Annotated in this window: 21 protein-coding genes and 2 pseudogenes; 14 read left to right on the forward strand and 9 right to left on the reverse strand. The window is 60.7% G+C overall.

Annotated features, from left to right (window positions below; genetic code table 11):
• Positions 1-281 precede the first annotated feature (281 nt).
• Positions 282-1,076 (reverse strand): class II aldolase/adducin family protein, encoded by a 795-nt coding sequence (locus AC1DKH_RS27190; protein WP_477799878.1) that lies wholly within the window; start codon positions 1,074-1,076, stop codon positions 282-284.
• 123 nt (positions 1,077-1,199) lie between these two features.
• Positions 1,200-2,105: a LysR family transcriptional regulator gene (locus tag AC1DKH_RS27195; protein ID WP_477756364.1), complete on the reverse strand. Its 906-nt coding sequence runs from the start codon at positions 2,103-2,105 to the stop codon at positions 1,200-1,202.
• A gap of 231 nt (positions 2,106-2,336) precedes the next feature.
• Here AC1DKH_RS27195 and AC1DKH_RS27200 point away from each other — a divergent pair, with 231 nt between their 5' ends.
• From AC1DKH_RS27200 to AC1DKH_RS27255, 12 genes are all read left to right on the forward strand, one after another.
• A complete protein-coding gene (locus tag AC1DKH_RS27200) occupies positions 2,337-2,945 on the forward strand; it encodes a cysteine dioxygenase family protein (RefSeq protein WP_477764364.1) in 609 nt (202 codons plus the stop codon).
• The gene (locus AC1DKH_RS27205; protein WP_477799879.1) at positions 2,942-4,525 is read left to right on the forward strand and encodes a rhodanese homology domain-containing protein; all 1,584 of its coding nucleotides are present in this window, start codon (positions 2,942-2,944) and stop codon (positions 4,523-4,525) included. Before AC1DKH_RS27200 ends, AC1DKH_RS27205 begins: the two co-directional genes overlap by 4 nt.
• A 274-nt stretch (positions 4,526-4,799) precedes the next feature.
• A complete protein-coding gene (locus tag AC1DKH_RS27210; protein WP_477799880.1) occupies positions 4,800-5,768 on the forward strand; it encodes an ABC transporter substrate-binding protein in 969 nt (322 codons plus the stop codon).
• Between the two features lie 27 nt (positions 5,769-5,795).
• A complete protein-coding gene (locus AC1DKH_RS27215) occupies positions 5,796-7,148 on the forward strand; it encodes an LLM class flavin-dependent oxidoreductase (RefSeq protein WP_477764367.1) in 1,353 nt (450 codons plus the stop codon).
• Positions 7,149-7,214: 66 nt separating this feature from the next.
• Positions 7,215-8,225, forward strand: a complete 1,011-nt coding sequence (locus AC1DKH_RS27220; RefSeq protein ID WP_477799881.1) for an ABC transporter substrate-binding protein — start codon at positions 7,215-7,217, stop codon at positions 8,223-8,225.
• Positions 8,226-8,261: 36 nt separating this feature from the next.
• Positions 8,262-9,461: an acyl-CoA dehydrogenase family protein gene (locus AC1DKH_RS27225; RefSeq protein ID WP_477799882.1), complete on the forward strand. Its 1,200-nt coding sequence runs from the start codon at positions 8,262-8,264 to the stop codon at positions 9,459-9,461.
• Positions 9,458-10,417, forward strand: coding sequence for a D-isomer specific 2-hydroxyacid dehydrogenase family protein (locus AC1DKH_RS27230; protein ID WP_477799883.1), 960 nt, complete (start codon positions 9,458-9,460; stop codon positions 10,415-10,417). The genes AC1DKH_RS27225 and AC1DKH_RS27230 overlap by 4 nt, the downstream gene beginning before the upstream one ends.
• A 414-nt stretch (positions 10,418-10,831) precedes the next feature.
• The gene (locus AC1DKH_RS27235; RefSeq protein WP_477799884.1) at positions 10,832-12,964 is read left to right on the forward strand and encodes a TonB-dependent receptor; all 2,133 of its coding nucleotides are present in this window, start codon (positions 10,832-10,834) and stop codon (positions 12,962-12,964) included.
• A 140-nt stretch (positions 12,965-13,104) separates the two neighbouring features.
• Complete coding sequence (locus AC1DKH_RS27240; protein WP_477799885.1) at positions 13,105-14,679, forward strand: flavin monoamine oxidase family protein; 1,575 nt, start codon at positions 13,105-13,107, stop codon at positions 14,677-14,679.
• A 24-nt stretch (positions 14,680-14,703) separates the two neighbouring features.
• On the forward strand, positions 14,704-15,201 hold the full coding sequence (locus AC1DKH_RS27245) for a RidA family protein (protein WP_477754378.1): 498 nt from the start codon (positions 14,704-14,706) through the stop codon (positions 15,199-15,201).
• Positions 15,202-15,237: 36 nt separating this feature from the next.
• Complete coding sequence (locus AC1DKH_RS27250; RefSeq protein ID WP_477799886.1) at positions 15,238-17,727, forward strand: TonB-dependent receptor plug domain-containing protein; 2,490 nt, start codon at positions 15,238-15,240, stop codon at positions 17,725-17,727.
• Positions 17,728-17,836: 109 nt separating this feature from the next.
• A complete protein-coding gene (locus AC1DKH_RS27255) occupies positions 17,837-18,811 on the forward strand; it encodes an aliphatic sulfonate ABC transporter substrate-binding protein (protein ID WP_477799887.1) in 975 nt (324 codons plus the stop codon).
• Positions 18,812-19,100: 289 nt separating this feature from the next.
• Here AC1DKH_RS27255 and AC1DKH_RS27260 read toward each other — a convergent pair whose 3' ends face one another.
• The 4 genes from AC1DKH_RS27260 to AC1DKH_RS27275 form a co-directional block, all read right to left on the reverse strand.
• Positions 19,101-19,721, reverse strand: coding sequence for an NADPH-dependent F420 reductase (locus tag AC1DKH_RS27260; protein ID WP_477799888.1), 621 nt, complete (start codon positions 19,719-19,721; stop codon positions 19,101-19,103).
• A 113-nt stretch (positions 19,722-19,834) separates the two neighbouring features.
• Entirely contained in the window at positions 19,835-20,776 is a 942-nt protein-coding gene (locus tag AC1DKH_RS27265) for an SDR family oxidoreductase (protein WP_477799889.1), read from the reverse strand.
• An 84-nt stretch (positions 20,777-20,860) separates the two neighbouring features.
• Positions 20,861-21,829: an SDR family oxidoreductase gene (locus AC1DKH_RS27270; RefSeq protein WP_477799890.1), complete on the reverse strand. Its 969-nt coding sequence runs from the start codon at positions 21,827-21,829 to the stop codon at positions 20,861-20,863.
• 1 nt (position 21,830) lies between these two features.
• The gene (locus tag AC1DKH_RS27275; protein WP_477799891.1) at positions 21,831-22,301 is read right to left on the reverse strand and encodes an NADPH-dependent F420 reductase; all 471 of its coding nucleotides are present in this window, start codon (positions 22,299-22,301) and stop codon (positions 21,831-21,833) included.
• A gap of 160 nt (positions 22,302-22,461) precedes the next feature.
• On the opposite strand from AC1DKH_RS27275, the gene AC1DKH_RS27280 reads away from it, so the two are divergent.
• Complete coding sequence (locus tag AC1DKH_RS27280) at positions 22,462-22,914, forward strand: winged helix-turn-helix transcriptional regulator (protein WP_477799892.1); 453 nt, start codon at positions 22,462-22,464, stop codon at positions 22,912-22,914.
• 168 nt (positions 22,915-23,082) lie between these two features.
• Here AC1DKH_RS27280 and AC1DKH_RS27285 read toward each other — a convergent pair whose 3' ends face one another.
• Positions 23,083-23,682, reverse strand: a complete 600-nt coding sequence (locus AC1DKH_RS27285) for an NADPH-dependent F420 reductase (protein ID WP_477799893.1) — start codon at positions 23,680-23,682, stop codon at positions 23,083-23,085.
• Between the two features lie 73 nt (positions 23,683-23,755).
• On the reverse strand, positions 23,756-24,490 hold the full coding sequence (locus tag AC1DKH_RS27290; RefSeq protein WP_477754387.1) for an SDR family NAD(P)-dependent oxidoreductase: 735 nt from the start codon (positions 24,488-24,490) through the stop codon (positions 23,756-23,758).
• A 112-nt stretch (positions 24,491-24,602) separates the two neighbouring features.
• On the opposite strand from AC1DKH_RS27290, the pseudogene AC1DKH_RS27295 reads away from it, so the two are divergent.
• Positions 24,603-24,959, forward strand: a pseudogene (locus AC1DKH_RS27295) (winged helix-turn-helix transcriptional regulator); the annotation flags it as partial.
• 346 nt (positions 24,960-25,305) lie between these two features.
• Here AC1DKH_RS27295 and AC1DKH_RS27300 read toward each other — a convergent pair.
• Positions 25,306-25,554: pseudogene (locus AC1DKH_RS27300) on the reverse strand (transposase); the annotation flags it as partial.
• Positions 25,555-25,635 lie beyond the last annotated feature (81 nt).

Here is a 25,635-nt window from a genome sequence, read left to right on the forward strand (position 1 = left end):
TCCTATCGTCGGTCTAGCCAGATGCATTCTTTATCGGCGCTTGGGTGAAAGGAGGAGGGGCGAAATCTCCCACGGATCTGTACTGCGCTAACAGTCAGAATCGAGCTTTGTCCCTCCTCCTCCCTTCAAGTCCTAGCATACAAGCGAGCCTGCTCGCGATGAGGCCGGCACATCCGACATCTACTTCGCCTGACACACCGATATCGCGAGCAAGCTCGCTCCCACATTTGCTCCGGGTGTCCACAAGGGCTGTGTTCACCACGGAGTACTGTGGGAGAGGCTCAGTTTTTGTAGTCGCTGTCGCTACGCTCCAACTGACGGATCAGTGCATCCCAGTGCCGCGCCACGCCCGGTCCTTCACCGCTCTTGAACACCTCAGCCTGTTTCTCGACCTTGGCCACCACTTCGGCCGGCGGGAAGATCAACTCGACGTTACCAGCAGCCTGCGCCGCGATCTGGATATTGCAGGCCCGCTCCAGTCCGTGCAGCTGTTGAAACGCATGCTCGACGCTGATGCCCGCAGTGAGCAAGCCGTGATTGCGCAGGATCAACACACTTTTATCACCGAGATCCGCCACCAGACGCTCGCGCTCGTCCAGATCCAGCGCGACGCCTTCGTAACCGTGATAAGCCACCCGCCCGGAAAAACCGATCGAATGCTGGGAGATCGGCAACAACCCGTCGCGCTGCGCGGACACCGCAATGCCGTCGCGCGTATGGGTATGCAGGACTGCTTGCAGGTCTGGACGTGCCGCGTGAATCGCACTGTGAATCACATAACCGGCAGGGTTGATGCCAAGCCCGGTGGGGTCGTCGACGATGGTGCCGTCGATGTCCACCTTGACCAGATTCGAGGCGCTGATTTCGTCGAACAACAACCCGAAGGCATTGATCAGGAAATGTTCGTCCGGCCCCGGCACCCGCGCGGAAAAATGCGTGTAGATGTGGTCGGTCCACTTGAACAGGGCCGCCAGCCGATAGGCCGCAGCCAGTTTTACACGCACTTCCCATTCTTCGGGACTGACCCGTTGGCGAACATTTTTCGAGACGCTGGATAACGGACTGACGCTACTCATGGCAAAACTTCCTGGATGGCCTTAAGGATCTCCAGCCAGCCTATGGGAAGGCAAAAAATAATAAAAAGCACATTTTAATCTAAGCTAATTATTATTTTTTTTTATTATATTCCTGCCCGAGCATCACGCTGCACGCTTGATCTTCTGCAGCGATCCGGCGACCAGTTTGCCAAAGGCATCGACCGGCCCTTGCAGATTGCCCAGGAAATGCGGATAGATCAGCCACAGGTCCATCACCGGCTTGAAGTCCTTGAGCGGCATCACCGCCAACTGTTCGAAATGCGTGCTGCGTTCCAGCAACGGACGCGGCACCAACCCCAGCCCCATGCCGTCGGCGACCAGGCCCAGTTGCAGTTCGGTGCCGAAGGTTTCCAGATTGACACTCAGGGCCAGCCCCTGGTCCGACAAGGTTCGTTGCAGACCGGCACGGAAACCGCAGCCATCGGGATTGAGAATCCAGCCATTCTGGTAAACGTCGGCGAGCTTGCACGGACGCTTGGGCAATTGGGACTTGGCGCACACCACCACCAGTTCCATCTTGCCAATCGACTCGCCGACAATGTTGTCCGGGAAAATCTTGCCGGCCGGGAACAGTGCCGCCGCTGCGTCCAGTTCACCTCGCTCGATCTTTGCGACCAATTGACTGCCCCAGCCCGTGGCCACCTGAGCGCGCAGCTCGGGGTATTCGATGCGCAAATGCTTGAGCGCATCGAGCAGCACCACATCGCCAATGGTTTGCGGAACGCCCAGGCGTAACAACCCGGTGGGCGGTGCGTCGGTGGCCACCAGCTCGCGCAGCGCATCCATTTCCCGCAGGATCAAACGGCACTGTTCATACACCCGCGTACCGATCAGCGTGGGCTTGAGCGGTTTGGTGTTGCGATCGAACAACTCCACACCCAACGCCTGCTCAAAGTTCTGCACGCGCCGCGTGATGGCCGGCTGAGTCAGTTGCAGCGACTCGGCGGCATGGCTGATGGACTGGCAACGAATCACTTCGACAAAGGCGTCGATATCATCAATTTTCATTTGGCCCGCACATAGAGAACAGTCAATAAGATGTCTGAAAAGCATAGTTCCATTGTCGAAAGAAGGATAGCCCGCCCCCACGCCGGGCGATCGATCAATAGCGTATGGCGCTATGCGAAAGGGTTATAAATTCCTTTCAGCTATAACCTAATCATTAAACAATCGCATATTGATATAAAACATTATGCTTAAATCAAAGGGTCAACTTTCACAACGAACGATGGAATCGCCATGACCCAGGCCCGACACCCGGAGAGACTCAGAGCATTCATAGGCGCCTTGGCGGAATTGATCGACAGTAACCCTCGCGAGGGTGATCTGTTGCATCGTGGCGGCAAGCTACTCGGTCAATTGGTCAGTCATGATGACTGGCTACCGGAAGATTTCGCCCGACCAGACCCCGAGCGCTATCAGCAATACCTGCTGCATGTCGATTCACGGCAGCGGTTCAGTATCGTCAGTTTTGTCTGGGGGCCGGGGCAAAGCACACCGATCCATGACCATCGGGTCTGGGGGCTGATTGGCATGTTGCGCGGCGCGGAGTATTCGCAAGGTTTCCAGCGCAACAGCGACGGCGCCTTGATCACCGACGGTAGCCGTGTGCAACTGCGGCCGGGCCAGGTTGAAGCGGTGTCGCCAAAAATCGGGGACATTCACCAGGTCAGCAACGCCTTTGATGATCAGGTCTCGATCAGCATCCATGTCTACGGTGCCAACATCGGGGCCGTGCGCCGCGCGGTGTACCAGGCCGACGGCAGCGAGAAGCTGTTCATCTCCGGTTATTCCAACGCCTTTCTCCCCAATATCTGGGATCTGTCCAAAGAGAGCCAAGCCCTATGAGCACTGCACTCACCCGCTCCTACGCTGAAATACGCCAGGCCCTGCTGAACCGAGAAGAACTGGCGCTGGTGGATGTGCGCGAAGAAGCGCCTTTCGCCGAGTCGCACCCGCTGTTCGCGGCCAACATTCCATTGTCGAAACTTGAGCTTGAGGTGTACTCGCGAATTCCAAGGCGCAATACCCAGGTGACCGTCTACGACAATGGTGAAGGGCTGGCGAGCATCGCCGCTCAGCGTCTGCAAGACTTGGGCTACATCAACGTCAGCCTGCTCGAAGGTGGGCTGGACGGTTGGCGCCGCGCCGGTGGCGAGTTGTTCATCGACGTCAATGTGCCGAGCAAAGCCTTCGGCGAACTGGTGGAAAGCCAGCGCCACACGCCCTCCCTGGCGGCGGAAGAAGTCCAGGCACTGCTCGACAGCGAGGCCGATGTGGTGGTGCTCGATGCCCGGCGTTTCGAAGAATACCAGACCATGAGCATTCCCACCGGTATCAGCGTACCGGGGGCCGAGCTTGTGCTGCGCGCCCGGGAACTGGCACCGGACCCGGCCACGCGCATCATCGTCAACTGCGCCGGCCGCACCCGCAGCATTATCGGCACTCAATCATTGATCAACTCCGGCATCGCCAACCCGGTTTCGGCCTTGCGCAACGGCACCATCGGCTGGACCCTGGCTGGACAGAAACTGCAGCACGGTCAGTCGCGCCAATTCGCGCCGACCAGCGAAGAGCATCGGCAAATTGCTGCCCGCGATGCCCGTCGCGTCGCCGACAAAGCCCGGGTAGGCCGCGCCACCCTGGCAGACTTGCAACGCTGGCAACAGGAGCCGACCCGCAGCACCTACCTGTTCGACGTGCGCACCCCGGAAGAATTCGAAGCCGGTCACCTGCCCGCCGCCCGCTCGACACCCGGCGGCCAGTTGGTACAGGAAACCGACCACTTCGCCAGCGTACGCGGTGCGCGCCTGGTGCTGGTCGATGACGATGGCGTGCGCGCCAACATGTCGGCTTCGTGGCTTGCACAACTGGGTTGGCAAGTGCATGTGCTCGATGACGTGCAACCTGCGCACTTCAGCGAAAAAGGAGCATGGCAGGCGCCCGTTCCCGCGCCACCACAGGCCGAGGAAATCAGCCCCGAGACCCTGACCGAATGGCTGACCCATGGCGACATTGTCTTACTGGATTTCACTAGCAGCGCCAACTACGTCAAACGCCATATCCCCGGTGCGTGGTGGGCCTTGCGCGGGCAACTGCGCGAAGCGTTGGCCAAGGTGCCGCCAGCAGAACGCTACGTGCTGACCTGCGGCAGCAGTCAGCTGGCTCGCCTGGCGGTGGCTGAGGTCGAGGCATTGACGGGCAAAGCGGTGTTTCTGCTCAAAGGTGGCACGGCCAGCTGGATCGCCGCGCAACTGCCCCTGGAGGAAGGCGAAACCCGCCTGGCCTCACCGCGTATCGACCGCTATCGCCGTCCTTATGAAGGCACCGACAACCCGCGCGCAGCGATGCAGGCCTACCTGGACTGGGAGTTCGGACTGGTAGACCAGTTGGCCCGGGACGGCACCCATGGATTTTTCGTGATCTGAAGCGCCCCTCGCTTCCTGTGTCCTGTGCAAGGCACAGGAAGCTCTCCTGCTCTACACCTTCCCTTCTTTATTCAAGGCTCGCCTGCGGAATCACGGCCGCATAAAACATACATTTCGCATATTATATCTAAACATAATCACTTATTTTTATAATTAACATATAACCAAAAAGAATTTCACACCATTTTTTTATAGGAATAGTGTTAACACCAGACCGACCCCTTCTCCAGGCGGAGGTACCCCAATTCAGCAAGATCCACCTGGAGTACGCCGCATGAGCCTTACCCTGCCCTTCAAACGATTGTTGATCGCCGGCGCCCTCACCTTCTGTGCGACCACCCACGCCGCCGACCTTCAGCCATTGCTGGTGGCCAATCAGAAATCCACGATCAAAGTGCTGCTGGAAGTCTCCGGCGAGCTGAAGAACGTGCCCTACGACATCCAGTTCTCCGAGTTTCCAGCCGCCGCGCCCCTCGGTGAAGCATTGAACGCCGGGGCCGTGGACATCGGTGCCTTGGGCGATGCGCCCTACGTGTTCGCTCTCGGAGCCGGAGCGCCGATCAAGGTGGTCAGCATCGTGCACGCCGAGGGTCGCTACACCACGGCCATCCTCGCGCCCAAGGATTCACCGCTCAGCACCGCCAGCGATCTCAAGGGCAAGCGAATCGTCACCACCCGCGGCTCCATCGGCCACTTCCTGGCGATCAAAGCCTTGCGCAATGCCGGCCTGAGCACCCACGACGTGCAGTTCATCTACCTGCTGCCGAGCGAGTCGCGAATCCTGCTGGATAACGGCAGCGCGGACGCCTGGTCGACGTGGGACCCCTACACCACCATTTCCACCACCCAAAGCCAGGCCAAGGTGCTGGTCAGCGGCGAAACCTTGCTGACCAATCATTTGTACTTCGCCGCCACCAGCCAGGCCATCGCCGGCAAACGCCAGCAACTGGACGATTTCGTCGCCCGGGTCGATCGCGCCTACCGCTGGACCAACGCCCATCCCGAGGAATATGCCGCCGCCCAGGCGCGCGTCACCGGCTTGCCGCTGGACGTGCACATCGCCGTGGCAAAGGCCACGCACATGCAACCGGTGCAGATTGACGACCAGGTCATCGGCGGCCTGCAAACCACCGCCGACATCTACCAGGAAGAAGGAATTCTCGGCAAACACATCGACGTTTCCCAAGGTTTCGACAAGAGCTTCAACGCCAGGCGCGCCCCACTCAACCAGGCATCCCGCTAACGATGCGACGGATAAAGGAGTAACACCATGAGCAAACAACGCCAACTGAAACTCGGTGCAATGGTCCATGGCGTCGGTCACGGATGGGGCGAATGGCGCCACCCGCAGGCCCAGCCCAACGCCAGCGTAAACTTTGCTTTCTACAAGCAGCAGACGCATCTGGCCGAGGCGGCCAAGTTCGATTTCGTGTTCATCGCCGACAGCCTGCACATCCACGAGAAATCCAGCCCGCATTACCTCAACCGCTTCGAGCCGTTGACCATTCTCTCGGCCCTGGCGGCCACCACGCACAACATCGGGCTGGTAGCGACCGTCACCGTCAGCTACACCGAACCGTTCCAGGTCGCCCGCCAATTTGCCTCGCTGGACCACATCAGCGGCGGCCGCGCAGGCTGGAACGTGGTGACGTCCTGGCTCAGCGGCACTGCCGATAACTTCGGCAAGACCGAACACCCGCCTCATGCCGTTCGCTACCGCATCGCCAAAGAGCATGTGAATGTGGTCAAGGGCCTGTGGGACTCCTGGGAAGACGATGCGTTCGCCTACAACAAGCAAAGCGGCGAGTTCTTTACCCCCGGCAAGCTGCATGCCCTTGAGCACAAAGGGGAATTTTTCTCGGTAAAAGGCCCGCTCAACATTTCCCGTTCCCGGCAAGGCCAACCGGTGATTTTCCAGGCTGGCACCTCTGAGGCCGGGCGCAATTTCGCCGCGGAAAACTCCGACGCGATTTTCGTCAGCCAGGAAGGCTTCGATGATGCGCACGCCTACTATCAGGACCTGAAAAAACGCGCTGCCGATTTCGGACGCGACCCACAGAAACTGTCGATCCTGCCGGGCATCCGCCCGATCGTTGGCCGCGATGAAGCCGAAGTGGAAAGCCGCTATCAGCAAGCCGTGGAGCTGGTGACGATCGAGGACGCAATCGTCGCCCTCGGCCGGCCCTTCAATGACCACGATTTCAGTCAGTACCCACTGGATGCGCCGTTCCCCGAGCTGGGCGATCTGGGGTCCAACAGCCAGAAAGGCGGATCGGACCGGATCAAGCAGCTTGCTCGGGACGAAGGCCTGACCTTGCGTGAAGTCGCCCTGCGCTTCTCAAGGCCACGGCGCGACTTCGTCGGTACTCCCGAGCAGGTTGCCGACGCGATTCAGAAATGGTTCGAGGAAGGGGCGGCAGACGGTTTCATCATCAACTCGTTGTTACCGGACGGCCTGCAGTACTTCACCGAACTGGTCGTGCCGGTCCTGCAACAGCGCGGCCTGTTTCGCGACGAGTACAGCGGCAGCACCCTGCGCGACAACTTCGGTCTGCAAGTGCCTGCCAACCGTCACGCGCAAAACGCCCTCAAGACCCGGGAAGAAAGTGAGGCACTGGCATGAGCGAATCCCTCAACCTGTCGCCGGGGCAAGCCTGCGTCCAACTCGCCATCTGACAAGAGCCTGACCATGACGAAAAAGATCACACAGGGACAGTTCAATCGTCGCGGCTTTCTCACGGCCAGCTCGATCGCCCTCGGTGCGTTGGGGTTGTCCTCACTGGGACTGGCCTCTCGAGCGTTCGCCCAAACGACCAGCCTCTCGGACTTGACCCTGGGCGTCGCCACCTATCGCGGCCAGGATTCGTACTTCACCGATGACGCCGGCACCTCCACGCGCCCGTATAAAGTCGATTACGCGGAATTTGCCGGTGGCAACCTGATCGTCGAGGCACTGGCGTCGGGCAGCCTGGACATTGGTTCAATGAGTGAGATCCCGCCGATTTTCTCGATCCAGAGTCACCGTCAACCGAGACTGATCGCGGTGCTGCAAGGCGACGTGAACAACCAGGTGTTCCTGATTCCCAAGGACTCGACCATCGAATCGGTCGGGCAGTTGCGCGGCAAGCGGGTTGGCTACGTGCGCTCCACCACCTCGCACTACTTCCTGATCAAGGCATTGAAGGAACAGGGCCTGACCATGAAGGACATCACCGCGGTGGCGCTCACGCCTCAGGACGGTTTTTCCGCTTTTCAGAGCGGACAGCTCGATGCCTGGGTGATCTACGGCGTGTTCATCCAATTGGCGAAGTTCCGCAGTGGCGCCCGCGTACTGAAAACCGCGCTGGGGTATTTGTCCGGCAACTACCTGATCGCCGCACGCCCTGCCGCGCTGGAAGACCCACTGCGCAAGCAGGCCATTCAGGACTACCTGCAGCGACAAGCGCGCACCCTGGAGTGGATCAACAACAACCCCGAACCCTGGGCCACCAAATCGGCGCAGCTGTTGGGTGTCGATAAAAGCGTGTTCCTCGACATGTATAACAACCGCAGCCAGGCCTCGAGAATCATCGAAGTGAACGATCAGGCCATCGCCTCGCAGCAGGAAGTGGCAGACCTGTTTTTCGACGCGGGTGTGTTGAGTGAACGGCTCGATGTCAGCCCACTTTGGGACCGTCAGTTCAAGCTGCTTGCGCTATGAGCCGGCTCTCACCCTTTTTGATCGAGTGAAATCACCATGAGTCTTTCTTCCCAACACCCGCCCGTGCTGCGCTCGGTCGAAGTAGCCAATTTCGAGGCCTTGCTTGAGGGCATCAGCGAACAGCTGAGCGCCACTGCCCATGTTTATGACGAGAGCGGCGCCTTCCCCCATGACAACTTCAAGCTGTTGCATGAGCACGACCTGGTTGCGTTGACCGTGCCCAAAGCCCTGGGCGGTGGCGGCGCGAACCTGGCACAGGCACGCAAAGCCATCAGTGCAATCGCCAAAGGCGAGCCTTCGACGGCGTTGATCCTGGTGATGCAGTACCTCCAGCACTCGCGCCTGCAAGACAATCGAAACTGGCCCGAAGCGTTGCGTCTGCAAGTGGCGCATGACGCCATCCAGAAGGGTGCGCTGATCAACGCCTTGCGGGTCGAGCCCGATCTCGGCACCCCCGCGCGCGGCGGTCTGCCGGCGACCGTCGCAAGACGCACTTGCGCAGGCTGGCGGATCAGCGGGCGAAAAACCTACTCCACCGGCAGCCATGGCCTGACCTGGTTCAGCGTCTGGGCGCGCAGCAGTGATGAGGACCCGCTGGTCGGTGCCTGGCTGGTGCACAAGGACACGCCGGGCATCAGCATCATCGAGGACTGGGATCATCTGGGCATGCGCGCCACTTGCAGCCATGAGGTGGTATTCGACAACGTGCTGGTACCGCTGGATCACGCGGTCAGCGTCAGCCGCTGGAGCGCACCGCAACCCGAACTCGATGGCGATGGTTTGCTGTGGATGTCGGTGTTGCTGTCATCGGTCTACGACGGCGTTGCCCAGGCCGCCCGCGACTGGCTGGTGCAATGGCTGGAAACCCGGGCGCCGTCCAACCTCGGCGCAGCGTTGTCGACCCTGCCGCGCTTTCAGGAAACCGTCGGCCACATCGACACTTTGCTGTTCGCCAACCGCAGTTTGCTCGATGCCGCCGCCGAGGGCCACACGCCGGCCAGCAACGCGGCACAGCTGAAATACCTGGTGACCGGCAATGCGATTCGTGCCGTCGAGCTGGCCATCGAGGCGTCCGGCAATCCGGGCCTGTCACGTAATAATCCGCTGCAACGGCATTACCGCGACGTGCTGTGCAGCCGCGTCCACACCCCGCAAAACGACGCCATCCTGCAAGGCGTCGGCAAAGCCGTATTTGCCCGGCGCCAGCCCCCATCCCAGTCCAAGGAACGCCCATGAGCCAGCTTGTCATCGCCAGCCAACTGGACGAAGACTTCAACGAAGTGATCCGCCAGCGTCTCAGTCAAACCCATCCCGAGGCTCGCGTCATCGGCGTGCCGGCCGGGGTGCCCAGCGACCTGCCGGCGGAAGTCAGCATTCTGCTGGCACGGCCAATCAATGTGCGTGGCTATCAGGCCGCGGACACACCGCCACCGGGCTGGCCCTATGGACTGCAATGGATTCAAGTGGTGTCGTCGGGCATCGACTTCTACCCGCAATGGCTGTTCAACGGCCCGCCGGTGAGCACCTCACGGGGCAGCGCCGCCGATAACATCGCCGAGTTCGCCCTGGCCGCGATTTTCGCCGCGGCCAAGCGTCTGCCGGATATCTGGGTGCATGATTCGCAATGGAATTTCACGGCGCTGACCCCGCTCAAGGGCACCACGCTGGGGATTCTCGGCTTTGGCGCCATTGGCCGCAGCCTGGCGACCAAGGCCCACGCCCTGGGCATCAAGGTACTGGCGCTGCGTCAGAGTCAGACGCCGTTCGAGGTTGAAGGCGTCGAAGCGGCGCGGGACATCCATGAGCTGTTTGCGCGTTCCGATCATCTGGTGCTGGCCGCACCGTTGACCGACGCCACTCGGCATATCGTAGATAGTGCGGTGCTCGCCAGCGCCAAACCTGGCTTGCACTTGATCAACATCGCCCGTGGTGGCCTGCTCGACCATCAAGCGTTGCTCGAAGCGCTGGACACCGGACGCATCGGCCTGGCGTCGCTGGACGTCACCGAACCCGAACCCTTGCCGGACGGACACCCGCTCTACGTCCATCCGCGGGTGCGCTTGTCACCCCATACCTCAGCGATTTCCAGCAACAGTCGCCATGAAATCGCCGACAGTTTCCTGGCCAATCTCGAACGTTTTCTCAATGGTCTGGCGTTGGAGAATCAGGCGAACGTGCAACGCGGGTATTGAGTTTCTACCGAACTGACGTCATCGCGGGCAAGCCACGCTCCCACAGGTTTTGCATTATCTGTGGGAGCGTGGCTTGCCCGCGATTTCGTTTTTACGGCCAACACACAACATCAGACTTACGCATTTTTATTAACTATTTAATGCCTATTTTTTATAATTAACTTATAACTAATCGGACTTTTACAGCCGCTACTTATATAAATATTGTTACAACCATCACCGACCCCTGACCAGGTGGAGGCCCACGGAACTACCGTTTTTCCGGCCGACACCACTCCACGGTCAACCGCTGCACCCAAACCAGAAACCGGCTCAAGCCACCGCCGCCATGGTCCTCAAACCACGGCCCCGGCAACGCTTTGCCCAAAGAAACACAACAACGCCAACGCAGCACTTACACACCCGGGGTTCACCATGCACACCACTTTCCGCTCAAACCGTCTGACGCTGGCCGTGTCGCTGGCGATATTCGGCTTGTCGGCTCACGCCGAAGAAAACACCAAGGATGGTGCCCTCCCCGTCGTTACCGTCACCGCCGAACACCACAGCGAAGACCTGCAAAAGACCCCGCTGGCGATTTCCGCCTTCGACGAAAAGGCCCTCGAAGACAAGCAGATCAAAAGCATTCGCGACCTCTCCGGGCAGGTACCGAACCTGACCCTCAGCCGCCAGTCGATCTCCTACAGCGCGCAGACCTACGGGATACGTGGCATCGGTGAAACCGATCCGATCCAGGAGTCGGCCGTCGCGGTCTACGCCGATGACCTGTACATCCCACGGGCCATTTCCTCGATGCTCGACTTCAACGACGTCGAACGCGTCGAAGTGCTGCGCGGCCCGCAAGGCACGCTGTATGGGCGTAACAGCAGCGCCGGTGCGATCCGCGTGATCACCCGCGATCCGACCCAGCAAACCCGTGGTTTCTTCGAACTCGGCGCCGGTGACTACAACGCGCAGAACGGCCGCCTGCTGATCAGCGGTCCGCTGGTGGACAACGCATTGTTCGGCAGCTTCTCGGCGATTCGCCTGACCCGTGACGGCACCGTCTCCAACCCGACACGCCACACCGATGTGAACAACATCGACATCCAGTCCTATCGCGGCAAGCTGCGCTACAACCCCGACGATTCGCCCTGGGATGTACAACTGACCCTGGCCGGTACGTTTGACCGTGGCGATACCACCAGCTACACGCCATTCGATGCCAACGGTCACTTCGATAAATTCAAGAGCTACAGCAGCCTCAATCCGAAAAACCGACTCGACCAGGGCAGCTCGGTGCTGCGCGCGATCTACACGATTGACGACCATCTGAACGTCAAATCGGTGACTGCCTACTCCGCATTCAACCAACCGGTGGACTATGACAACTCGGGGCAGGCAGCCCTGATTCAGAACAACCTGATCACCTACAACCAGGACTACGCCACCCAGGAATTGCAGCTCAACGGCGACTACGACGATTTCAGCTTCAGCACCGGCCTGTACCTGTACCACGAAAGTTTCGACGCCGAGCGCGACAACCTGACCTTCTCCATCGCGCGCAACCGGGTGATCGGCCAGGGCCAGTACAGCACAACCAATACCGAGAGCTACGCCCTCTATGGCCAGGGCAGTTACAACATCACGCCACAGCTGGCGCTGATCGCCGGACTGCGGTTTACCCGCGAGCACAAGAATTTCGATTACACCAACTACGCCATCACCACCAGCCGACAGATCACAGGGACCAACTTCAGCGCCGACTCAAGCAAATCGTGGCAGTCCACCAGCCCGAAACTCGGCTTCGAGTACGCCTGGACCCCGCACCTGAACCAGTACGCCTACGTGGCCAAGGGGTTCAAGGCCGGTGGCTTTGACAACCGCGCGCCAACCAAGGCCGCCGCCGAACAGGCGTTTTCACCGGAAGACGTGACCACCTGGGAAACCGGCTTCAAGGGTGACTTCTTCGACCGTCGCCTGCGTGCCAACCTCGCGCTGTTCTATAACGACTACAAAGACCTGCAGACCAACGCCTATGACCCGGCGCTGGGTGTCAGCCTGCGGACCAACGTCGGCAAGGCGCACACCTACGGCGTCGAGCTGGAAACCCTGACCGCACTGACCAACGACCTGCAACTGACCGCCAACGTCGGCTACCTGGAAAGCCAGTACGACGATTTCCAAAACGCCGGTGGCGCGGGTGTCGACGCCAATGGCAAGCAGCTGGTGTTTTCACCGCGCTGGAACGCCAGCGTCGGCCTCAACTACACCATCCCGTCTGGATTGCCTGGCACCTGGCTGGCCGGCACCGATGCGCAATTCCAGACCAAGTCCTTCGCCAACGCGCTGAACGACGACGTCCAGGAAATTCCCCAGCAGACCTTCTGGAACGCCAACACCCGCTACATCTCCGGCGACGGCCACTGGACTACCACGCTGTCGGTGAAAAACCTGCTCGATCGCGCGTACCCGCAATCGGTCGGCTTCGTGCCGTCCAGTGGCGCCCGCTACTACGCGATCAACGACCCGCGAACCCTCTTGTTGTCCGTGCGCTACGACCTTTAACCCCAAACGCAAACACCCGTAGGAGCTGCCGCAGGCTGCGATCTTTTGACGTTGATCTTAAGAAACAAAATCAAAAGATCGCAGCCTTCGGCAGCTCCTACAGAGGATTCATTCCAAAGCTGTACTTAAGGAGCATCACTATGGCTTTCACCCGCAGGGAACTGATTTCCCGCATTGCCGCCGTTGGTGGCTATTCCGCTGCTGTCAGCGCCCTCGGTGCGCTGGGGCTGACGCCTCAGGCCGTGGCATCGACTTTCAATCCGCTGCAACTGGGCAGCAGTGGCAAAGGCAAGCATGTGGTGGTGGTCGGTGCCGGCATTTCCGGCCTGGTCAGTGCCTATGAACTGCGCAAGGCTGGTTTTACCGTCACCATACTTGAAGCCCGCGAACGGGTGGGCGGGCGCAACTGGACCTTGCGTCGCGGTACCAAAGTCGATTTCGACGATGGCGTCAGCCAGACCGTCGACTTCGATGACGGGCAGTTCTTCAACGCAGGCCCTGCGCGCATCCCCAGCCATCACCAGACCATCCTCGGCTACTGCCGTGAGTTGGGCGTAGAGCTGCAAGTGCTGGTCAACAGCAGCCGCAACGCACTGGCCTTGCCGGACCCGAAACAACCGGCATTCCAGTTGCGCCAGGCGGTCAACGACACGCGTGGGCAACTGTCCGAGTTGCTGGCGCGAACCGTCAGCCGCAAGGCTCTGGACCAGGACTTGAGCGCCGACGACCGCAAGGCGCTGCTGAGTTTCCTCAAGGTCTATGGAGACCTGAATGCCGACCTTCAATACAAAGGTTCGGTGCGCTCGGGGTACACACGGGTGCCCGGCGCGGGTGATCAAACCGGTATCACCCGCGCACCGCTGGAACTGCAAACCCTGCTCAATCCCAAGCTCTGGGGCGCGTTGGTATTCGATGAGATACCGGAGTTTTCCTCGACCATGTTCCAGCCGGTCGGTGGCATGGACCGCATTCCCTATGCGTTCTACGAAAAACTCAAGGATGCGGTGCGCTTCAATGCCGAAGTCAGTGACATCCAGACTTCCGAGCAAGGCAGCCGCATCGCCTACCGCGACCGCAAGACCGGTACCACCCAGACCCTGACCGCTGATTACGCCATCGTCACCGTGCCGCTGCCGCTACTGGCGAAGTTGCCGAGCAACTTCAGCCAACCGTTCAAGCAAGCAATTGAGACCGCACAAAGCGATCAGGCGAACAAGGTCGCCTGGCAGTCGCCGCGGTTCTGGGAAACTGACTTCAACATCTACGGTGGCCTTTCCTACCTGGACCATGAAGTCAAAGGCTTGTGGTACCCCAGCGATCGCCTCAATAGCGCACAAGGAATTCTGGTCGCCGCCTACAACACCAGCGAATCGGCCCAGGCCTTCAGCAAAAAATCCCTCGCCGAACAGTTCACCTCGTCCCGGCAAGCCGTGGAACTGCTGCACCCCGGACACAGCACCAAGCTGCAAAAACCGGTGGCCATCAACTGGGCCAAGGTGCCGTTCAGCAAAGGCCCGTGGATCGTCAACGACGAGGTCGGCGAAAGCGCCTACCAGATTCTCAATGAACCTCAGGGCCGCACCTATCTGGCCAGCGATGCCCTGGCCCATGGCGGCGTCGGCATCTGGCAGAACAGCGCCGCCGACTCGGCGCGGCGCATCGTTTCGCTGATCGGCCGACATGCCGAACGCAATCAACCGGGCGTTGCCGCCTGACTCACTCAATAAAAGGATTGAACGATGAAAGCCATCACTTTGCTGACAGGACTGCTCATGACCGCGACCACCCTTGGCAGCCACGCCGACGAGATCAAACGTATCGCCCTGCCCAACTCGAACTTTCCGATTTCGCTGGCGGTGTCCGTGCCGGCACAAACCGACCTGCTGTTCGTCAGTGGCCTGCTGGCCGACCTGCACGACCCGAAAGCGCCTAAGGATTCTTTTGCCGCCTATGGCGACACCGCAACCCAGACCACTTCGATTCTCAACAAGCTCAAGGGCGTATTGGAAGCCCAGGGGCTTGGGCTCGGCGATGTGGTGCAACTGCGGGTGTTCCTGGTGGGAGATCCGGCCAAGAGCGGCAAGCTGGATTTTGCCGGACTGCAAGAAGGCTATACGCCGTTCTTCGGCAGCACCGCGCAACCGAACAAACCGGCACGTACCGCCATTCAAGTGGTGGCCCTGCCGCTGCCCGGCGGCCTGGTCGAAATCGAAGCCGTCGCCGCTCGCAAGAAGTGACACGGAATTCACCCGCCATTCAGGAGTTTCACCTTCATGCTCAACTGCCCGGTGCGTCGAACGGCGCCTTCCTTTCGTCCCTTGTTAGTCCCGCTGTCGTTTGCCTGCGGCCTCGCCTCGTTCAGCATCGAGGCCGCCGAAACCAGCTCGCCGACCCTCAACACCGTGGTTGTCACGGGCAACCGCGGCACCGAGCAACGCACCGTCACCACCAGCCCGACACCGATCGACGTGGTGACCGGCGATCAACTGCGCTCGGTCGGCAAACCGAGCCTGCTGGAGGCGCTGAGTAAATTCATTCCGTCGTTCAACCTGCCCGACCGGGCGGGTTGGGATGCCAGCGGCGTGGTGCGCTCGGCCACCCTGCGCGGCCTGACCGCGTCCCACGTGCTGGTACTGGTCAACGGCAAGCGCCGGCATACCAGTGCGACGCTGAACATCAACGGCATCAACAGCGGCGCGGCGCCCAGCGACCTCGACCTGATTTCGGTGGCCGCCATCGATCATATCGAAGTGCTGCGTGATGGCGCGGCCGCCCAATACGGTTCCGATGCCATCTCCGGGGTGATCAACATCATCCTCAAGCAGACCACCGGCGGCAGTTCGGACACGATCCTGGGCCAGAACTACGACGGTAAACGCGGTACCGGGCAAGAAGCGCTCAACTATGGCTTCGAAGTCGGGGACGCCGGCGTGTTCAATGTCTCGCTCGATACCCGCTACCAGGAGCGTGACAACAAGGCCGGCAGCAACGGTTACAGCTCACATTACTATCCATTGGCGGACGGTTCGCCCGACCCGCGCGAGGCCACGGCCAGCCATCACACTTACAAAGGCTACGGCTTGCCGCGCAGCCAGTTGGCGGATGCTGCCTACAACCTCGACCTGCCGCTGAACGATGCCGTCACGCTGTACTCGTTCTCGACACTGGCCACGCGGGAAAACAACGACGGCCAGAATTTCCGCCTGCCCAGCGGCCGCAACACCATCACCACCGGTCCCAACGGTTTCCCCGACGGCTACAGCCCTTACTGGTTGATCAACGAGACCGACTTCCAGTCAGCCTTCGGCGCCCGAGGTGATGATCTCGGCGGTTGGGCCTGGGACCTGAGCAGCACCTACGGGCGCAACTACGCCAAGCAGCGCACCTATGACAACCAGAACCCGTCACTGGGGGAAAACACCCCGAACAAATTCACCTCCGGCATCTTCATCGCCGATCAGTGGACCAGTAACCTGGACCTGAAAAACAGCTACGACATCGGCCTGGTCAAGCCACTGGATGTCGCCTTCGGGTTCGAGCATCGACGCGATGGCTACGAGACCCGGGCGGGCTCCGAAGCCTCTTACATTGACGGCGGCTACGTGTTCCCGGCCGGCCATCCGCGCGCCGGCCAACGTCCCGATCCCGGCGCGCAGGTCACCAACGGCATCACCCCGGACGATGAGCAAAAGGTCAGTCGCAACAACGTCGCCAGCTACATCGACCTGGGCTTCTACCCTGTCGAGCAGTGGTACCTGGGCGTCGCGGCGCGCTATGAGCATTACAACGAAGGCGTGGGCAGTACGCGCAGCGGCAAGCTCAGTACCCGCTACGAGTTCAACCCGGTGTTTTCGGTGCGCGGCACCATCAGCAATGGCTTTCGCGCGCCGTCGCTGGCCAACGAGGTCTTCACCGCCCGCTCGACCGGGTTCGACACCATCAATGGCGTCTACCAGTCCTACAACTACGTGATTCTGCCGGTGGACTCGGCGGGTGCCCAGGCGCTGGGCGCAGAACCATTGAAACCCGAGCGCTCCACCAACTTCAGCCTCGGCTTCGCCCTGACCCCGAGCGAAAACCTGAGCCTGACGGTGGACGGCTACGTGATCAACCTGCGCGATCGCCTGGTACTCAGCGAACGCTTCCAGGGGCCGGGCGTCGCCGCCCTGCTCGATAGCATCGGCGTGCCGGCCACCGCCGGGGCGCAATTCTTCACCAACGGCGCCAGCACTCGCACGTCAGGGGTCGATGTGGTGGGTAACTACTGGCAGAACCTGAACAGCTTCGGTTCGGTGAGATGGACCGCGGCGCTGAACTACAACCACACGCAAATCCTCAGCGTCAACGATACCCCGTCGCAACTCACGGCCCTGAACAGCAGCTTTCAACTGCTCGGTCGCCAGGCCCGTGCGCTGATCACCAAGACCTCCCCCAGCAGCAAGGCGATTTTCTCCGCCGACTGGGCGATCCACGACTTCGACGTCAACCTGCGCCTGACCCGTTTCGGCACCTACACCGAGGTCAACAGCTCCGCCGATCCGAGCCTGGATCGCGAATACTCCGCCAAGTGGATCACCGACCTCGATGTCGCGTACGCACTGACCAAACAGCTGACCGTCGCCCTCGGCGCGCAGAACCTGTTCGACAAATACCCCGATCATATCGGTGTACCGAACTCTTCGTTCGGCGACAACTGGGGCAGCTTTTCACCGTTCGGCTTCACGGGTGGGTACTACTACACCCGCTTGCAGTACGCGTTCTGACGGAAGAAAACCCCACTAAGCTAATTCTTAAAAAGTATTTATAAAGTACTTTTTATAACCATATTATTCAGGTCAGTCGAACCTTTCTTTTCCTGATATCGAGCGTGCCATGTCGAAATCCACCCCATACACTGAAGCAAAATTCCGTCGTCCCGTGCTGGCCGGTCTGGTCGTTGCGCTGGCCTTGACGTTCTCCCTGCCGTCCCAGGCGCGGGAAACGCTGCGGATCGGCTACCAGAAGTCATCGACCCTCATCACCCTGTTGAAGACTCAAGGCACCCTGGATAAAACCCTCGCGCAACAGAACATCGACGTGAGCTGGCATGAGTTTCCAAGCGGCCTGCCTCTGCTGGAGGCGCTGAATGTCGGCAATGTCGACATCAGCGCCGACGTGGCGGACACCGTGCCGATCTTCGCCCAGGCCGCGCAGGCCAGACTGACCTACTTTGCCCAGGAAGCGCCCTCGCCTTCGGCCCAGGCAATCGTCGTGCACAAGGACTCGTCCCTGCATCAATTGGCGGATTTGAAAGGCAGGAAAGTGGCCGTCACCAAAGCCGCCGGCAGCCATTATTTGTTGATCGCCGCCCTGACAAAAGCCGGCCTGAAATTCTCGGACATTCAACCGGCCTATCTGTCGCCCGCTGATGGCCGCGCCGCCTTCGAGAACAACAAGGTCGACGCCTGGGTCACCTGGGAACCCTTCCTCACCAGCGCCCAACGCCAACTGCCAACCCGCACGTTGGCTGACGGCGCAGGCCTGGCCAGCTACAAGCGCTATTACCTGACCAGCACCCGCTACGCCGAGGAGCACCCACAAGTGCTCAAGGTGGTTTACGACCAACTGGAGAAAACCGGTAGCTGGGTAAAAACCAATCCCCGTGAAGCGGCTCAGGTGTTGAGTCCGTTGTGGGGCAACCTGGGCCTGGATACGGTCGAGACCGCCAATAGCCATCGCAGCTATCAGGTGCAGCCGGTCAAAAGCGACGAGTTGGGTGAGCAACAGAAAATCGCCGATGCATTTTTTGCCGCCGGCCTGTTGCCCAAGGCGGTGGATGCGCAGGATGTCGGGATCTGGCAGCCGTGAGGCGTGGATGATTCGGAAGCCTTCTGAGGCAAATCCACCAATCCCTGGTGCCCGCGGTGCGTGCCGGCCAGCGGCCAGTCCTCGCCCGGAATGATCCACTCGATATCTTCGGCAGACAACGCCAGCAGACCTGGCTTATCGCCGCGGCCCATGGCTGCAAAAAAATTCTTCACAGTCTGGACATTCTCTTGTGTGCTCATCGAAATCTCTCCATTTCCTTTACCCAGGATCGTGTCCGATCTAATCGGACACGTTATGGGCCTGCTGGTGAGGACGTGGTGTCGCTGATTCAGCCGATATCGACTTTCATGGCGATGTCCCAGGTGCCGGCGCCGTTTTTAGCCAGGCCGATCATCATCAGACCGAGCCACTCGAGCGTCTGGGCCATCTGCAGGCCGCCGACATCCAACGGACGCAGCCCGAGACTCTCGAGGAAGGTCGAGACGCGGGCCTTGGCGTCCGCATCGTCCGCCGCGATGAACGCATCGAGGCGTTTATCCTGGGCAAGTACGTGGCCGAAGAGGGTATTGAACGCCTTGACGACATGCGCGCTGGCCGGGGCGCCCTTGGCGATCTCCTGCGCACCGGAACTGCCGTGGGGGGTAACGAGGCCCGAGAGATCGGGAGCGACCGGGTTGGTGATATCGATGATCACTTTACCGTCGAGCGCTTTCCCAAAGTCGGCCAGTACCGCCACCGCATTGGTGTACGGTACGGCGAGAATGACGATCTCGCCCGCCGGAGTGGCGCCGTAAGTCCCTGTGATCGCTCCGGATGCGAGCTTGTCGGCAAGCGCCTGCGCCTTGGCGGGATCGCGGCTGACCACCTCGACGGTGTGTCCGGCCTTGGCGATACGGCCGCCGACAGCCGCGGCCATGCCTCCCGAACCGATGATGCTGATAGTGCTCATGTGCAGTCTCCGTTTGAAATCGGGTAGTTTTCCAGCGTTTATGGACGGGTTACGCCGTCACGGCTTGACCACCCGCCGGACGCAGTTCGACCCGGCGGTGTGCCGTCACCTCATCAGTCGGCCGGGAAGTAATGACCGCTATCAAGATCGGCGAAGAGTCCGGGCTGGGTCGGTTCCCAGCCAAGAACCCGGCGCGTGATGGCGTTCGATGTCGGGGTGTCCAGCGTGACCAGATTCGCAAGGAACCCGAAGTAGCCAGGCAGCATCAGCACGTCCGCGGGAATAGACACGGCCGGCAGATTCAACCGGCTGGCAATGGCTTCGGCGATCTGGCGGTACGGGACAGCCACGTCGGCGATCGCATGCCAGCTTCTGCCCGCGGCGCCTTTCTCCAGCGCCAGGCGAAACACGGTGGCGACGTCACGGGCGTGCACGGCCCCCCAACGGTTGGCACCGTCTCCGGGGTAGCCGACGACACCCTTTTCCTTGGCCAGCCCGATCAACAGCGGAAGGAAGCCGGCGTTATCGGTGGAGCTGTGCATGATCTCAGGGATCCGCACGATCGAAGACCGTATGCCCTTTTCGGCGAGACCGATCACCGTGGTTTCCACGATGTTCCGAACCCGCAGGGTATTCTTGTACGGATCGCCGCCGGGAAGGGGCGGATCCTCCTCGGTGGCCGGCCGGCCCAGGCCCTCCCACCCGGGCGAGCCGACGCTTCCAGACGCGACCAACGGCTTTGCGCTTCCGGCCAGTGCTTCGCCATAGGCGAGCATGATCTCAAGTTCCGCGGCCGCAACGGCGTTGATCCCGCCGGTTGGAATCAGGTCCTGCCGATGCGCGAGGTGAATGACGCCGTCCGCGGCTGCGGCCGCCTCCTTGAGCCCGTCGAGATCCTCGAGATTGCCGCGACGTACCTTGGCGCCGAGCGCAGCAGCCTGCGCCGCGGCCGTGTCGGACCGAGCCAGAGCAGTGACCTCATGGCCGGCGGCGATAAGATCGGAGATGATGTACGGACCGGAATGGCCGGTGCCGCCGGTAACAAAAACATGCATATGCGTGTTCCTCGTGGGTGATGGGGTGCGGGAAAAGGTGCTAGCGGAATGTGCCGGGCGCATTAACGATCCAGCGCCCCGCCGTCAGCTCAAGTCAGTCGGCGCAAAGTAATGGCCGTTGTCCAGGTCCTCGATCAGACCGGGCTGAACGGGATCCCAGCCAAGAGCCTGGCGGGTGATGGCGTTCGACGCGGGGAGGTCTAGCGTGGCCACTGCCGCCAGGAACCCAAAGTAGCCCGGCAGCATCAGTTCGTCCGCGGGGATGCTCACGGCGGGTATTCCCAGGCGAGCGGCTATAGCCTCGGCGATCTCGCGGAACGGGATTCCCTCGTCGCCGATCGCGTGCCAGGTTTTGCCTGCGGCCCCCTTCTCGAGCGCCAGGCGGAACAGAGAGGCAAGATCGCGGACGTGCACGGCGGGCCACCGGTTCTTGCCGTCTCCCGGATAGCCGGCGAAACCCTTTGTTTTCGCGAGCATGATCAGCTGCAGGCGACCGGTCGCACTGTGTAAGAGTATGGGAATCCGCACGACCGACGATCTAACACCTCGCTCGGCGAGACCCACGACGGCGGTTTCCACGATATTGCGTGCCAACAGAGTGCCTGAATCGATCGGGCCGCCAGGTAGAGCGGGATCATCCTCGGTCGCCGGTCGGCCCAGACTGACCGGTGCGCCGATAGGCGCCGCCCTGCCCACGTTCATGGGCGTGCCGATACTGCCTGCAACGACCAGTGGCTTATCCGTGCCCGCCAGCGCCTCGCCGAACGCGAGGACGGTCGCGAGTTCCGATTCGACTAAGGCGGCGATCCCGCCGGACGGAAGCAGTTCGGCCCTGTATCCGAGGTGGATGACGCCGTCGGACTCGACCGCCGCCGCCTTGAGCCCTTCGAGGTCGGCAAGATCTCCACGACGCACCTTGGCGCCGAGCGCGAACGCCGCTGACGCGGACGCGTCTGACCTTGCCAGAGCGACGACCTCGTGGCCGGCTGCGATGAGGTCGGGGATGACGTACGAACCGACGTGGCCGGTGCCGCCAGTGACGAAAACGAGCATGTTATTGGCCCTTCCGAGCAGAGTGATACGAGACGCGCTGGTGCGCGTGCGCTAAGCCGGGAAGGCTGATGCCGATCGCGAAATGGGTGCTGAACGCCTTGACGACTTCGGCGTCGGTAGGGGCGGCGTTGGCGATCTCCTGTGCACCGAAACTGTCCTGAGGGGTCACAAAGCTTGTGAAGTCGGGGGCGACGGGGTTGGTGATGTCGACAAGAAGTTTGCCTGCCAGTGCTTCGCCGTATTGCTTCACCACGTCGAGAACGACGGAGTAGGGAACCGCCAGGATGACAATATCCCCAGCCAGGGCGGCGCCGTAAGTTCCTGTCGTGGCACCTGCTCCGATCTGCTCGGTCAGCGCCCGCGCCTTGGCGGCGTCACGACTCATCACCTCGACGGTGTGTCCGGCTTTGGCGGCAAGGCCGCCGATCGCTGCGGCCATGTCACCTGAGCCAATAATGCTGATAGTGCTCATGCGCGGTTTCCTTGCAGGTATGGGGTAGATCATTCCAAGGCTGCTGGTGCGATCCGGCGAACTCATCCAACGTGCGATCCATGCTGGGCGCTTCACTTGCAAAAAGCAAGCGATCTACTGAGTTTTACTTGCGACATGCAAGCGATGCTAAGATCCAGCCATGAAGACAACTCTTAAAGAAGACTTTCGGTCCCATTGCGCGGTGAACTACGGCGTGGAGATTTTCGGCGACCGCTGGTCGCTCTTGATCATTCGCGACATCGTTTTTGTGGGAAAGAAGACGTATGGCGATTTCCTGAAATCGGAAGAGGGAATCGCGACCAATGTGCTTGCTTCGCGACTTGCCTTTCTTGAGAAGCAAGGCGTTCTCTCGAAGGCGCCCAGCCCCGACGACAGGCGCAAGGACTTTTACACGTTGACCGAGAAGGGCCTGGACCTCATTCCCATTGTGATCAACATTGTGCTCTGGAGCGCGAAGCATGATTCGAAGTCGTACGTGCGGCGCCGTGAGGAGTTTGTGGCTCGATTAATTCAAAACCCGATGCAGGTGAGCGAGGAAGTGAAAGCGCTGGTCCGCAATGGCGGTTGCATCTTTCCTGAGAGCGGGGGATGAACAAGGCGGCAAACGCGCCCTGTCACGGCGCATTTGGCACTTATCCAATCGTATAAGTTGCGGGCCTGTCAGCGAGGACCTGAAGCCGGCGTCGCCCTCACTTCAATCAGACTGTGGCGGCCCTTTTCCACGAGGCAGCCTCGCATCAAAATTGACGATCACGATCCATCAGTCGAACTTGACCAAGTCCTTAAAGATCAGCTGACCCCAGCTGTTTCCGCGCGCCTGCACAAGCAGTCCACCTTCCGAAAGCCCGCCCAGTTTGATCGGCGAGAAACCGAGATTTTCCGCCAGCGTACCAATCTCCGCTGCGGCGGCGTCGTCATCGCTCGCCAGGAACACGACTCTCCTGCCACCCTGTACGGCCGGGTCCTGATCAAGAACGCCAGCGACCAAATGGTTGAAGCCCTTTACCAGTCTTGCACCCGTGAAGGCCTGCGCGACGACCTTGGAAGAAGGCTGCCCTCCCAGTTCCTCAGGGGGCACGCCGTAGGCATTGGTCACATCGATGAGGGTCTTGCCCTTCCAGGTCGGCAGCGCCTTCGCGACATCCCGGTGCGACTCGAAACGGACAGCCAAAAAGATGATGTCCGCCGTGAGCGCTTCCACCAGTTTTTTGGGGATGATCGAGGGTCCGATCGCGGCCGCATCGGCAGCAAAACTTTCCGGGTCGCGCGTGGTTGCAACGGATACTTCGATGCCTTTGCGGGCAAACGCCTTGGCAAGCGCCTGGCCGAGTTTGCCGAAGCCGATAATTGCGTAGCTCATAATATTCTCCTGGGGTTGACCACGCCCTGCGGGCTCCGAAGATGGAATGGAGTGACCGCTCGGGCGTAGCGAATCAGATTTGCGCCAGACCGCCGTCGACGGCGACCTCACTGGCGGTCATGAAGCTGCTGTCTTGCGATGCGAGAAACGCGGCCGCCGCTCCGATCTCCGCCGGATCGGCCATGCGCTGGAGCGGATTCATCGCGGCGAAGACCTTCATGCCTTCCTCGCCTAGCGCTGCCTTCGCGAGTTCGGTCGCCGTCGGTCCGGGTGACAGCACGTTGACCCGGATGCCGGTGCCCTTCAGGTCCTCCGCCCAGGTCCGCGCGAGGTTGCGCACTGCCGCCTTGCTTGCGCTGTAGACGCTGAATGCCGGGGCGCCCGTGGTGCCGGCGCTCGATCCGGTCAGGATGATCGAACCGCCCTGCCCCATCAGCGGCAGCGCCTTCTGGACCGTGAAGATCAAGCCCTTCACGTTGGTCTCGAAGGTTTCGTCAATGTGCTCGGCGGTGATCTTGCCGAGCGCAAGCGGGCTTCCCGCCCCGGCATTGGCGAAGACGATGTCGAGGGTTCCGCGCTCGACCTTCACCGCCGCGTAGAGTCGGTCGAGGTCGGCCTGATCGGAGACCGAGCCCTTCACCGCACGGGCATTGGGCCCGAGCTCGGCCACGGCGGCGTCGAGCGCTTCCTGGCGGCGGCCGAAGATGAAGACGAAGGCGCCTTCCTCGATGAAGCGCTTCGCTGCGGCGAGGCCGATACCGGTAGCACCGCCGGTGATCACGGCGGTCTTTCCATTCAGTCTGGTCATGACGTGCATCCTTCGTTGGCGTTGTACCCAAGCAGGAAATTGCTTGCTTGAGACGAGGATGCAGCGCTGATAACCTAAGGACAAGTATGCACCTTTTGGTAAGTATCAAAAAATGACGACGACATCTGAAATCTGCGACACCGGTTGCGGGCTCAACGCCACGCTACGCATCATCTCGGGCAAGTGGAAACCGCTGGTCCTGTTTTTCCTGCGCGGCGGCCCGAAACGCTATGGCGAGCTCAAGCGTTTGATCCCTGGAGTCAGCGACAAGGTGCTGATCCAGCAGTTGAAGGATCTGGAAGCCGATCAGGTGCTTGCACGGACCGACTACAAGGAAGTGCCCCCGCGCGTGGATTACACGCTGACCCCCCTCGGCCGTAGTCTGGCTGATGCGATCATCCCGCTATGCACCTGGGGAACCGAGAACGCGGCGCAAATGGCAAGCATCTTCGCCAAGCGCGACGCTTTGGCCTGGCGGGATGCAGACGAACCGCTGAGCGGGACGATTTTGCGCAGGCGCGCGCCGTCTTTTCGCAGAGCGAACACCTGAGCCGCCACGCCAACAACGAGCGCAAGGGCTATACAACCCAGCGCACCTTTGAGCAATGGCGAATTCGGGTCAGTGACGATGGGGTGGCCATCGGGGACTCGACGCAACGTCTCCGAGACGGTCGGGACCATCAGCAAGAACGCCGTCAAGCTCAGAAAGATGGTTTCAAGGTACACCCTTGCCCGACCCAGCCAGACAACAAAGCCGACTCCGTAACCGGCGAGCAACAGCACGATCGTGACCGCCCCGATCACAGGGCTGATCGGTTGACCATCTTGAGCTGGCGGTTTTCCTGCTCCAGCTGCCGGATACGCTGCTGTTCGGCGGTTAGCGGTTTACCAATCCCGGGCTGCCCCAATTGCTCAGCCTCGTACTGCTGCACCCAGCGCCGGACGGCTGTCTCACCAATATTCAGATCGCGGCAGACCTGCGGAACAGTCAGCCCCTGGTCCTTGATCATCTTCACGACTTGCAGCTTGAAGCTGTCGTCGAATGTCCTGCGTTTGTCGGTCATGAAAAACTCCTCGATAGATGCATTTTCCACTTATCGAGGTGTCCGGGGAAATTAGACCACTACAAGTGATATTGCGCAGCT

The sequence above is a fragment of the Pseudomonas sp. 05L36 genome, assembly GCF_056398125.1.